The following is a 12,376-nucleotide window of genomic DNA, read 5'->3' on the forward strand; positions in this document are numbered from 1 at the left end:
GGCCAGCACCCGCGAGGTGTGCGGTTCAGGGCAGCGAAGTCTCACGTACGCGACGCAGCGGGTCGTGCAGCGTGCGGGGTTCGGTGGCCCATATTCGGGTCGCGCGGGTGTCCTGTGTGTAGGGCGGCCAGGCCGTGCCCGGGTCGACGTCGCGGACGAAACGGACCCAGGACGCGTGGATGGCGTCGGCAAGCGGCTGGGGTGGGTGGGCGCCCACGGCCTCGGGGACGCCGGGGGCGTTCAGGAGGTCAAAGGCGAAGGGGATGTCCACGCAGTGATGCGCCAAGCCCTCGAAGGCGGGCGCCGTGGCAGTCCACTCGAACTGGTAGAGCCAGGTGGGACGGGACGCCCGGGCTCGGGCCTCGGCGATGGCGATGGCGGGGGCGCGGAATACCTCGTCCGTGAGGGACTGGCCCACCTCGGCGGGCTGCATCATGCCGAACTCGTGGGCGGTGAAGCCGATCATCAACGGCACGTCCGCGCCTGCCTCTTCGTCGATGAGTGCCTCCGGCACCGGCCTCGGAATGAGTTCGCCGTCCGCAAAGGGCGCGAGGACCAGCATCGGGAGTGCGTCGCGGTCCGGGCCCGGCTCGCCCAACCTGTCCTGGAGGTCGAGAAGTTCGTTGTCCGTCAGGTTGCGCAGTGCGACCGCTGTCGCAGGTGTGCCGGTACGGGCGGTGAAGAGCGTAGACACTGTCTCGGCCAGGTCTCTGCCCTGCGGCCGCATGGTCGCGCCGGAAACCGAGATCGCTGCCCTGAACAAACCTTGGGCTGCGGGCACGGCGAGCAGCGTCTGGACGGCGCCGCCGCCCGCCGACTGGCCGGCGACGGTGACCTTGGCCGGGTCGCCGCCGAAGTTCGCGATGTTGTCGCGGATCCACTCCAGGGCGGCGATCCAGTCCCGCACCCCCCGGTTGTCGGGGGCGTCCTCAAGGTGCAGGAAGCCCTCGATGCCCAGTCGGTAGCCGACCGACACCAGGATCACGCCGTCCCGGTTGAACGCGGCCCCGTCGTACCAGGGGCTGGCGGCCGAGCCGGCCACGTACCCGCCGCCGTGGATCCAGACGAGGACCGGCAGCGGTTCGGCGGGGGCGATGTCAGGGGTGAAGACATTGAGATTCAGGACAGCGTCGCCCGGGATGGACGGCTCGGGAATGGTGGTGACCTCGGCGAACGGACGGCGCTGGGCTGTCGGGCCGTACGCGGTGGTGTCCAGCGGTTCGCTCCACGGCTCGGGCGGTACGGGTGCGGCGAAGCGGAGTTCGCCGACCGGCGGCTGTGCGTACGGGATGCCGAGGAAGCGGAGGCTTCCGTCGGTGCGGCGTTCACCTCGCACCGGGCCGTGCGCGGTGCGGACAAGGGTGTCTGTCATCGGAGAGTGCTCCTGTTATATGCGGCTCAGTTGCAGGGGCGTCGCGTTCGACGTAATGGCGAATCTTCCGCAATGTCGCGGGATTGGGGGCCTTCGCACCGTAACGTGCGGTCGGCGGGCACCGGAGCCAGGGGGTGCGTGGGCCTCAGCGCACCTTCTTGACGGGGATCACCGAGGCGGCGTCGAGGAGCGTGATCAGCGCGGCCGCGGCGCAGCCGGGCCGCTCGCAGCGGGCCGTCGCGCCGCCATCGCGTCCAGCATCAGTTCCAGGGCGAAGGGATAACCGCTGTCGCGCATGTCGGCGGCGAGCAGGGGCAAGGTCGCGGCGATATTCGGGTGCGTGGTGGCCGACAGCTTGCCGTACACCGCGTGCCAGACCTCCGCGTCCGCTTCGCGGGCATCCTGCGGAAGGGCGAGGGCGGCGGCGTCCTGGGCCGCGAAGGCGAGGGCCTGATCGACGAAGGCGTGGTACATCCGCACCACGAGAGGGTCCGGGAAGCCCGCCGAGCGCAGGATGCCGAGGATCGTCTCGACGGCGCCGGTCTCGTGGACGCGTCCGGTCGTACGGTGCGCCGCCAGAAGGGCTGCCTGCGGGTTGGACCGGTAGGAGGCATGAATCCGCAGACCGATCGCACGAAGGTCGGCACGCCAGTCGCCGGTGGGCGCCCAGCCCTCCTGCGCGCGGCCGACCAGTTCGTCGGCGAGGGCGAGCAGCAGTGCGTCGGTGTTGCGGAAATACCGGTAGATGGCGCTGGGGTCGGCGCCCAGTGCGGCGCCGAGCCGCCGTACCGAGAGTGCCTCCGCACCGTGCTGCGCGACAAGGCGCAGCGCGGTCTCGACGATCAGCCTCTCCGAGAGGACTGCGCCCTGCTTGGTCGGCCTGCGCCGCCGTCGCTCGCTTTCGGGAACCACGCGTTCAGACATGCGCGGACCTTACGACAACACCCTTGACGTGTAAATGGTCGAGCCGCTTGCATGGCGCCCGCCTCACGTTTCCTCACGCTCTGGAGCGCCATATGACCACAGCCGACCTGGTCTTCACCCGCGGAGCCGTCTTCACCGCCGATCCGGCCCGCACCCGGGCCACTTCACTCGCCGTCATCGGCGACCGGATCGCCGCCGTCGGACACGACGACGTGCGCGAACTCATCGGTCCCGGCACCGAGGTCGTCGACCTTCGGGGGAAGCTACTGCTCCCCGGCTTCCAGGACGCCCACATCCACGCGGTGTACGGCGGAACCGAGCTGGCTGAGTGCGACCTGACCGGCACCGTCGGCACCGAGGAGTACCTGGGCCGGATACGGGCCTACGCGGACGCCCACCCCGACCACCTGTGGATCACCGGCGGCGGGTGGTCGATGGAAAGCTTCGACGGTGGCCTGCCCACCCGGCAGTTGCTCGACTCCGTGGTCCCGGATCGTCCGGTCCTGCTGTCGAACCGTGACCACCACGGCGCGTGGGCCAACACCCGGGCGCTCGAGCTGGCCGGAATCACGGCCGCCACTCCCGACCCCGCCGACGGCCGCATCGAGCGCGAACCGGACGGCACACCCAGCGGGATGCTCCAGGAGGGCGCCACGGCGCTGGTCTCCCGTCTGGTGCCGGCGGGCACCCCAGCGGACCGGCTCGCGGGTCTGCTGCGGGCCCAGGAACTGCTGCACTCCCTCGGTATCACCGGCTGGCAGGATGCCCTGCTCGGCATCTTCAGCGGCAAGCCCGATCCGTCGGACGCCTATCTGGCCGCCGCCCGCGACGGCTCGCTCACCGCCCGCGTCAGCGGCGCGCTGTGGTGGGACCGTGAGCGCGGCGCCGAGCAGATCGACGAACTGGTCGCGCTGCGCGAGCAGTTGAGCCACGGCCGCTTCCGGGCCGGCTCGGTGAAGATCATGCAGGACGGCATCGCCGAGAACTTCACCGCCGCGATGACCTCCCCGTATCTCGACGGCTGCGGCTGTGCCACCGCCAACACGGGCCTGAGTTTCGTCGACCCCGCCGCTCTGCGCGATTACGTCACCCGGCTCGACGCCCTGGACTTCCAGGTCCACTTCCACGCCCTCGGTGACCGGGCCGTCCGCGAGGCCCTCGACTCGATCGAGGCCGCCATCGAAGCCAACGGACACCGCGGCAACCGCCACCACCTCGCTCACCTCCAGGTCGTGCATCCCGACGACCTCGCGCGCTTCGCCCGGCTCGGCGCCATCGCCAACATCCAGCCGCTCTGGGCCGCGCACGAACCGCAGATGGACGAGCTGACCATCCCCTTCCTGGGCCCCGAACGCGCCTCATGGCAGTACCCGTTCGGCAGTCTGCTGCGCGCCGGAGCCACCCTGGCCGCTGGCAGCGACTGGCCCGTCAGCAGCCCCGACCCGATCGCGGGCATCCATGTCGCGGTCAACCGGATGGAGCCGGGGACAACCGACGACCGGGTCTTCCTTCCCGAGCAGCGCCTCGACCTGGCGACGGCCGCCGCCGCCTACACCGCGGGCACCGCGCATGTGAACGGCCTGGACGACACCGGCAGTCTGCGCCCCGACAACCTCGCCGACCTGGTGGTTCTGGACCGCGACATCTTCACGGCGCCGCCGGAGGAGATCGCCGAGGCACGTGTCCTGCGGACCTACGTCGGCGGCACGCTCGTGCACGCCGCCTGAGCGCCTGTCGGCTCTGAGCCTGCCGACCAGGCCGGCTCAGTCCTGGCCCCTGCGCAGCGAGGACGCCCGCATCTGGAGCCGGTTCGGCACCAGCTGCCCTCCCGGCCAAAGCGATTGAACGCTCTCTACCCGGACACGATGACAGCGCACTGAGCGGACGTCAGGTTTTTTCCGTCGACAGCGAAGGCGACAGTGACGGCGTACTTCCCGGGTGTGGCGGCGGGCCCGGCGCTCAGGCGGACCGCTTCCGAAGCCTCGAGCGGGCCCAAGGCTCGCAAACGGCCCTGGGTGCGCTCGGCGGTGAGGCCCTGGGGTGTGCTGAGCGTCCAGTCCACGTCGTGCCCCTGAAAGTCGACGTCCTGGGCCGTGATGGTCACATCGACGGAGTCACCCTGCCGCACGGTGAACTGGATCTGCGGCAGGTAACCCCACGCTGGGGAGCGATACTGCTTGGCGATCTGCGCCCGGGTGACCTGTTCGCCATAGCGCGTGGTGGTGAAGGCCGATTCGAGCTGGATGCCATTGAATCGGTGCCGCTGGGTCAGCTCGCGGTAGCGGGCCATCGCCTGCTGCTTGCCGGCCTGGTCGTTGGCCTGGGTGTACCGGCTGATATCGATATCGGCCAGGGCGAGTTCGCAGCCCCAGGCCAGCCGGCCGAGGACGATCGCGGCGGCGCCGGCCCCTGCGGTCTTCGCTCGCGCCGCGGCGATGTCGGCTGCGGCGGCCTGGTACTTGGTCCGCAGGGCCACGCCTTGGCCGGGCTTGTCGAGGACGTCCGGATCATCCGCGGTGCACAGCAGGTAGTCGGCCATCTCCTGTGCTGCGGGCCCGAACCGCGCGGGCAGGTAGCCGCTCGTGAAGTCGTCGTAGGTCGTCGTCGGATTCCACGCGCTGCGGGCGCCGAACAGATGGATCGCCTCGAACTGCAGCCAGCTCGCCGGTTCGGAGTACATGCCGATGCCGTTGACGCCGACACTGCGGTACGCCTCCGTGTCCTGGACGAGGACTCCGATCGGATTGCCGAGCTCGCGCCAGCGATAGCGGCGCGAGTAGTCGTAGATCGCAAGTGTGCCCGGGTGGGCCGCGCGCCAGCGGCGCAGCACGTCCAGATAGTTCGCGTTCACGGACGAGGACGGATCGCCGAACGGGACGGAGTACGTGCGTCCATAGGCGGCGAAGTCGATGAGCACGCTCGGGTCGAAAGTGTTCCCGACTGTGGGCGTGTCCAGACCGGCGCCGTACGCGATGCGTTCGACCTGGACATGGAGTCCGGCGTCAGCGAGGGCGGCGACAAGCTTGTTCACAACGTGGACTTCGGCGTTGGTGGCGGTGCCGAACCTGGCGAGGGCCGCCTTCGGCCACGTCGCCCCGTCCGGTGGCCAGCAGTCGAAGATGGCGATCTCGGGCCGGGCCCGCAGATAGGCGACGACGTTGGCGACATACTGGGACACCGCCGCTTCGTCGTGCACGTTGAAGACGTTGGCCCCGGGAGTGTAGTACTGCGCATAGTCGGCACGGCGGAGAAATGCGTCGTACCCGTGACCGCCGACTTCCACGATGATGCCGCGCTTCGCGAGTTCCGGTGCCATCCCTGCCGCGAAGTCCTCATAGCGAGAGACTCCGGCCCCGACGTAGTCGTACGGAAAGACCAGGATGTTGAGCCGCTGCTTGCCCATCCAGTCGATCAGCGCGATGAGGCCGGCCTGGTTGATGCTCCAGCCCTCCTCGATCGCTTTGCGCCGCACCGGCCAGGATGGAGCGACCAGGCTGGTCTGGGAACGCACCGTGATGTCGCCCGTCTGCGGCACGGTCTCGGCGGCACCCTGGTAGTAGCTGAACTGCGGCGCGAAGAAGCCGACTCCGAACTGCTCCAGCAGCGCGTAAGTCGCGTACCCCACGCCACGGTCGCCCACCCCGCTCAGCAGCACGCCGTCCGCGGTGGCACTGACCAGATAGCTGTCCGTGACTTGGTCGCGCAGCTGCCTGTCGGCCTGGGCCAGCCACAGTGGCGGGACGGCGGTTGACTGGCGTTGGCTTCCGGGCAGCACGAGCACTCCGGAGGTGGCTGTCTGCGGCTGTTCGGGCTGTGCACGCAGGATCCGAAGGCGGGCACCGCTCATCCGCTGTACATAGTCGGCCAGTTCAGAGGCCGCGAACTGTGCGGTGGTGCCTCCCCACCAAAGCACCGTCGCCTTGCCACGGCCGTTGTGTGCGAGCGTGAAAGCGACGTCGGACCCGCTGTCCTCCGACGCCCGGGCCGGGGCCCCGATGGTCGTAGCGCCGACGGCTCCCGCCGCACCGGCGAGAAACGATCGACGCTTGAGGTGGTGCATGGCGCCTCCTGGGATCGGGCATCGGGTGTCGTCGGTCTGGGGGTGCGCGTCGGTCGGCGCCTCGTGCGGGTGTAAAGCCTGGAGTTATTCCGAAAATGGATCGTATTGAGCGCAAGGCTGGTCCTGCAAGATGCCTGCACCAGAACCCTGTCGCCGGCGGTTGCAGCGGCGGCCCTCTGAGCAATGGCGCAAAACTGCTCCGAGAGGAACCGACGAAGACGTGAGAGGAACGGCCGGCGGTTACACGGTCACCGCCCCCTTGTGGGCCAGACCTCCCATAAATATGATCCGATCCAGGAAAAATGGCCGCCGAGAGCTCCCATCAACTCTTCCCGCGGCCCAGCCCGGCACTCTCCCTCGCTCCTCCTCCAGGGGCCGCTCGGAAGGTCCGTCTGCCTGTGTCACCCCCAAATCTCCTGTTCCTGATGACCGGCCGGCACCGGGCCGCCCCACCTGGGCCGCCAGTGGTCCCACGCCCCACCGAGCGCTGTGCCGGGCCTGTGCCACTGATGCCGCCACCGCGCTGGTGGCCGCAATCCGAGCGCCCCACAGGCAGAGTGCTCGACGACCAGCACGGGCTGCATCGGCCCCGGAGGTGTGCAATGTACGCAGAGCTCCAAGACCTCGTCGACTCGCTCGCGACCAAGCTGTCTCGCCCAGCGACCGTCGAGGACCGCCGACAGCGGCTGGTGGTCTACAGCCGGCACAGCGAGCTGCTTGACACGGTGCGCCATACGTCGATTCTGCAGCGCTGTGTATCTGCCGAAGTGCTTGCATGGCTGCGTCGGTTCGAGCTGGCCAAGGCGCGGCACCCGGTCCGTATTCCCCACAACGCCTCGCTCGGCATGCTGCCGCGGGTATGCATACCGATCCGGCACCACGACCTTCTCCTGGGGTATCTGTGGCTCATCGATACCGACGATACCGACGAGTTGATGAGCCCGGAGCAGATCGCGCTGGCCGAAAACACCGCCCAAGACTTCGCCCTCGTGCTCTATCGCGAGGTGCTGGCCGACGAGCTCGCGTCAAACCGGGAGACAGAGGCGGTCAGGAACCTGCTGCTTTGTGACAACGATGTCCAGACCTCTGCGGCGCGCACCCTCATCGACGGCGGGCACTTCGACCCCTCCCTCGGTGTTGTCGTGTTGGTGGCCCGGCCGGTGCTCACCCCCGACGCCGAGCCGGATGACCAGGTGCGACTCGCCCTCGAACATGCACTCGTCAACACCCGCCACCAACTGCCCGCAAGACACACCGTCCACCTTGTCTCTCACAGCGACGGATTACTTCTCGTCGGTACGGAGGGGGAGGTCGACGAGGTGACAGTGAACCGCTGTGTGTCCCACCTCGACCATGCCCTGCAGTCCGCGCTGTCCGGACTCGAGCAGGTGTCGACATCCGTGATCGGCGTCGGGCAGCCACGGTCGGAGTTGGCGCAGGCACGTGGCTCCTATCTCGAGGCCGGCCAAGCAGCTCGTATTGCTGCTCTCATGCCCGACGTCAGCGGGATTGCCCGATGGTCCCAACTCGGCATCTATCGGGTATTCGCACAACTGTTCAGTCAAAACCCCGGCGAGCTTGAGCTTCATCCCGGGCTCGAGCAGCTTTTAACCGATCCCGAAGCGCTGCCTCTGCTTCAGACGCTGGAGACCTACCTTGATCTCGCCGGCAACGCACTCGCGACCTCCCAACGCCTGAAACTGCATCGTACGTCGTTGTACTACCGCATTCAGCGTTTTGAGCAGTTGACAGGCGCCAACCTCAAAGACGGCAATGAACGTCTCTGCCTGCACCTCGGACTGAAACTCGCACGGTTCACCGGCCGCTACCGGCCTGCAGGCTGAACTCTACGGCCTCGACATAGATCTGAAGACTGTTGCCGATCAACGCGGGCGACGGGGGTCGCCTGTCCATTCCGGTCAGTCGTCGAGGGCAGGATACGGCCGAGAAGGGTTGAGGCCCCGCCATCGAATCGGTGGCGGGGCCGTCACCTGTCCGTGCGGGCCGGGGCGGTCCCGGCCCGCACGGAGCGTCAAATCAGGTGCCGGTGCAGCCGACACCGGTAACCGTCCCGGTGGATCTTTCCCCAGGTACGGTCGCTGTCTGACCAGGCCCCGCCAATTATTCCGAATAAGGATCGAATTGAGCAGGGCAGGTCCTTCAGGATGGCTGCACCAGAACCCTGTCGCCGACGGTTGCAGCCGGTCTGCTTTCTCCGGTCGCGGTCTCTGCACCCGGCCGCCGCCACGGCCTGCTGTGTTGCGGAGGGCCGGTCATGGCAGGGGAATTTCTTCCCGTCTTTGCCCGAATAACGGACAATGGCGCATCATGCTGCGATGACCGTTACTCCTGCCCGCCGTAACAGGGCGGCCTACGACGACCTCGTTCTCGCCGAACTGCGCCGCTCGGGGGCACTCAGCCGCGCCGAGCTGAGCCGGCGCACCGGCCTGCCCAAGACCACGCTGTTCAGCATCGTCGCCGGACTGCTCGATGGCGGTGTCCTGGTCGAGCAGAGCGCCGACGACACGACAGCGCGCGGCCGGGGCCGGCCCGCGACCCGGGTCGCGCTCAATCCCTCCGCCGGCCTGTACGCCGGGCTCGACATCGGCCGCAGCCGGATGCGCCTGGTTATCGTCAACACCTCCCACGAAGTGGTGGCCAGCGGCATGTGCGACCTGCCCTCTGCGGTGCGCGCCGACGTAGTGGCCCCGGCGGCAGATCTGCTGCGGCGGACGGCCGGTGAAGCGGTGGTCGACCCGTCGACGCTCGTGGCAATCGGCGCGGGCCTCGTCGGAATCGTCGGCACCGAGTGGAAACCCGACGAGATCGAAGCACTGCGGACGCGTATCGCCGAGGAGTTCGGCGTGCCGGTGGTACTGAGCAACAACTCCCGCTCCGCGGCTCTGGCCGAGGCGACCTGGGGCGCGGGACGCTCGGTGGACGACCTTGTCTATGTGCGCTGGTCCACAGGAATCGGCGGCGGCTTGGTGGTCGGCGGCCGAGCCGTGGCCGGGGCACACGGATGTGCCGGTGAAATCGGCCATGTGAGCGTGGATCCGAGCGGGAAGCCCTGCCACTGCGGTGGCCGGGGCTGCCTCGAAGGAGTCGCCGGGGGCGCGGCACTACTGGAGCAATGCGCCCGGCAAGGCCTTGTCCTTGCCGACCTGGACACCCTGATCGCCGCCGTGCGCGACCTTTCCACGACGGCAAGCCGGGTCGTCTCCACCGCCGCGGACAGACTGGGCAGGGTGCTGACCGGCACCGTGACACAACTGGACCCCTCACGGATCGTGATCGGAGGAGAGCTGGCTCAGCTGGGCTCGCTCGTCCTGGACCCCATCCGCCAGGCGATCGAACGACTGGCCCTGCCGCACGCAGCAAGACGAGTGGACGTCGTGCAAGCAGATCTGGGAGTCAACGCGGCGGCCCTCGGAGCAGTGGCGCTACTGCTCCGGGAGGAGCCGCTGAAGGCGTGAGAGGAACGGTAGGCGGATACACGGCCACCGACCCCTTGTGGGCCAGACCTCCCATAAATATGATCCGATCCAGGAAAAATGGGTGCTGAGAGCTCTCCATCACCTCTCCCCACAGCCCGGCGCTGTCCCCACGCTCCTCCTCCAGGGGCCGATCGGAAGGTCCGTCTGCCTGTGTCCCCCCAAAATCTCCTCTTCCTGATGACCGACCAGCACCGGGTCGACACCCTGGGCTGCTACGGCAACACCACCATCAGCACCCCCGCGCTCGACTCCCTCGCAGCCGAAGGCACCCGGTTCGACAGCTTCTACACACCAACCGCCATTTGCACCCCGGCCCGCGCCTCGCTCTTCACCGGGCAGCATCCCTTCCGCCACGGCCTGCTGGTGAATCCCGAGCGAAACGGTGGCGCACGCGACGAAGTCGAGGACGGTTCGCCGGTGCTTTCCCAGCCGCTGCTGGCGGCCGGCTACAACATGGGCCACGTGGGCAAGTGGCACATCGGCCGCACCCGCGGCCCCGAGTACTACGCCATGGACGGCGAACACCTTCCCGGAGCACTCAACCCCGTCCACCATCCCTCCTACGAAGCATGGCTGGATGCCAAGGGCTACCCCCGCTTCGCAGTCAAGGACGCGGTCTTCGGCTCGGCGACGAATGGCACCGGCCGCGGCCATCTGATAGCCGGCCGCCTACAGCAGCCGCCCGAGGCCACCATCGAGGCCTACCTCACCGACCAGACCCTCGATCTGCTCGACCGCTATGCCGACGCCTGGCACACCGACGGCAAGCCGTTCATGCTGTCCTGCCACTGGTTCGGTCCCCACCTGCCCTACCTCATCCCGGACGAGTACTACGACATGTACGACCCGGCATCGGTGCCGCTGCCGGCCTCCATGGCCGAAACCTTCGCCGGTAAGCCCGATGTGCAACGCCACTACGCCGCGTACTGGTCGACGGACGACTTCGACACCGACGCCTGGCGCAAGCTCATCGCCGTCTACTGGGGATATGTGACCCTCATCGACCACCAGGTCGGCCGTCTCCTGGACGCGCTGAAGGCCCGTGGCCTGTGGGAGGACACCGCTGTCGTCTTCACCGCCGACCACGGTGAGTTCACCGGCTCCCACCGGCTCAACGACAAGGGCCCGGCGATGTACGAGGACATCTACCGCATCCCGGGAATCGTGCGCGTCCCCGGCTGCCCGCAGCAGGTCCGCGACGATTTCGCCACTCTCATCGACCTCAACCCCACGGTCCTGGGCCTGGCCGGTCTGCCGGCACTGGAACGCTGCGACGGGGCGAGCCTGCTGCCGGTACTGGCCGGTGAGCCGGCCGACGGCACCCGCGAGCAGGTGGTGACCGAGTTCCACGGCCACCATTTCCCCTACTCGCAGAGGATGATCCGCGACCGTCGCCACAAGCTGGTGTACAACCCTGAAAGCGTCAATGAGCTCTACGACCTCGAAGCGGACCCGCACGAACTGCACAACGTCCACGAAGCGCCCGCGTACGCCGCCGTCCGGCGAGAACTGACGGAGCGTCTGTACCAGGAACTCCTGCACCGGGGTGACCCCGCCTACACATGGATGAGCTACATGTCCGACATCAGCAGCCGCGCACCCGACGTCGACGGAGTGGCGGATGAGGTGGCATGAAACAACACGCCACGTCCACCGCACCGGCCCGGCGGACAGCCCGCTCGGAGAACGCCCCCATGACGACCGGCGCGGCCCTCGACCCCACACCGCCCACGGCCGGCCGCGCAGGCAATCCGGTCAGGCGGCTGCCCCAAGGCATCAGCCTCCGTGGTTTCCTGCTCGCACTGTCCTCCGCCGCACTCGGCCTGTTGGTATGGACCGTCCTCGCACACAGCGGCATCCAGGGCTTCCCCGGCCCGCTGTCGGTGCTGAGCCGTGGTTGGGAACTGATCCTTGACGGCGTCCTCCTCGACGACCTCGGCGCCAGTCTCCGGCGCGTGCTCACCGGCTACGTCATCGGCGTGGCCTTGGCCGTGCCAGTCGGATTCGCCATGGGCTGGTACCCGATCGTCCGTCAACTGATCGATCCCTGGCTGCAGTTCTTCCGGATGGTTCCGCCCCTGGCGGTCATTCCGCTGGCCATCGTGCTCATGGGTATCGGCGAGACTCCGAAAGTCTTCGTCATTTTCCTGGCCGCCTTTCTCTCCTCGGTGGTGTCGACCTTCCAGGGCGTGGTGTCGGTGGACCCCACACTGGTGAACGCCGCCCGAGTGCTCGGCGCCAAGGACAGCCGGGTGTTCCTCGGCGTGGTGGTGCCCGCCTCCACCCCGTTCATCCTGGTCGGCATGCGGATCGGCCTGGGCGCAGCATGGGCCACCGTTGTCGCCGCCGAACTGATCGCAGCCCAGAGCGGGCTCGGCTTCCGGATGCAGCAGGCCCAGCTGTACTACGACCTGCCCACGATGTTCGTCCAGCTGATCGCCATCGGCGCCGTCGGTCTGGTCATGGACCGACTACTGCTGCTTGCCGAACACCGACTGACCGGATGGCAGGAAAGGAGATAGC

Annotated in this window: 8 protein-coding genes; 5 read left to right on the forward strand and 3 right to left on the reverse strand. The window is 68.2% G+C overall.

All coding sequences use genetic code 11. The annotated features are described in order from the left end of the window. Positions 1-25 precede the first annotated feature (25 nt). Both ABT115_RS10085 and ABT115_RS10090 read right to left on the reverse strand, forming a co-directional pair. Positions 26-1,372 carry a carboxylesterase/lipase family protein gene (locus ABT115_RS10085; protein WP_351786286.1) on the reverse strand — a complete coding sequence of 449 codons (1,347 nt, stop codon included), beginning with the start codon at positions 1,370-1,372 and terminating at the stop codon, positions 26-28. Positions 1,373-1,567: 195 nt separating this feature from the next. Further along, the gene (locus ABT115_RS10090) at positions 1,568-2,296 is read right to left on the reverse strand and encodes a TetR/AcrR family transcriptional regulator (RefSeq protein WP_351786288.1); all 729 of its coding nucleotides are present in this window, start codon (positions 2,294-2,296) and stop codon (positions 1,568-1,570) included. 92 nt (positions 2,297-2,388) lie between these two features. On the opposite strand from ABT115_RS10090, the gene ABT115_RS10095 reads away from it, so the two are divergent. Next, a complete protein-coding gene (locus tag ABT115_RS10095; RefSeq protein WP_351786290.1) occupies positions 2,389-4,023 on the forward strand; it encodes an amidohydrolase in 1,635 nt (544 codons plus the stop codon). Between the two features lie 125 nt (positions 4,024-4,148). Here the strand turns inward: ABT115_RS10095 and ABT115_RS10100 are convergent, their stop codons facing one another. Then, positions 4,149-6,356 (reverse strand): glycoside hydrolase family 20 protein, encoded by a 2,208-nt coding sequence (locus ABT115_RS10100; RefSeq protein WP_351786292.1) that lies wholly within the window; start codon positions 6,354-6,356, stop codon positions 4,149-4,151. A 602-nt stretch (positions 6,357-6,958) separates the two neighbouring features. Here ABT115_RS10100 and ABT115_RS10105 point away from each other — a divergent pair. From ABT115_RS10105 to ABT115_RS10120, 4 genes are all read left to right on the forward strand, one after another. Next, complete coding sequence (locus ABT115_RS10105; protein ID WP_351786294.1) at positions 6,959-8,200, forward strand: PucR family transcriptional regulator; 1,242 nt, start codon at positions 6,959-6,961, stop codon at positions 8,198-8,200. A gap of 492 nt (positions 8,201-8,692) precedes the next feature. After that, positions 8,693-9,832, forward strand: coding sequence for an ROK family transcriptional regulator (locus ABT115_RS10110; RefSeq protein ID WP_351786297.1), 1,140 nt, complete (start codon positions 8,693-8,695; stop codon positions 9,830-9,832). 171 nt (positions 9,833-10,003) lie between these two features. Further along, positions 10,004-11,488, forward strand: coding sequence for a sulfatase family protein (locus tag ABT115_RS10115; RefSeq protein WP_351786300.1), 1,485 nt, complete (start codon positions 10,004-10,006; stop codon positions 11,486-11,488). Between the two features lie 59 nt (positions 11,489-11,547). After that, positions 11,548-12,375 carry an ABC transporter permease gene (locus ABT115_RS10120; RefSeq protein ID WP_502969063.1) on the forward strand — a complete coding sequence of 276 codons (828 nt, stop codon included), beginning with the start codon at positions 11,548-11,550 and terminating at the stop codon, positions 12,373-12,375. Position 12,376 lies beyond the last annotated feature (1 nt).

The organism is Streptomyces sp. NPDC001832 (genome assembly GCF_040297265.1).
Lineage (GTDB): Bacteria > Actinomycetota > Actinomycetes > Streptomycetales > Streptomycetaceae > Streptomyces.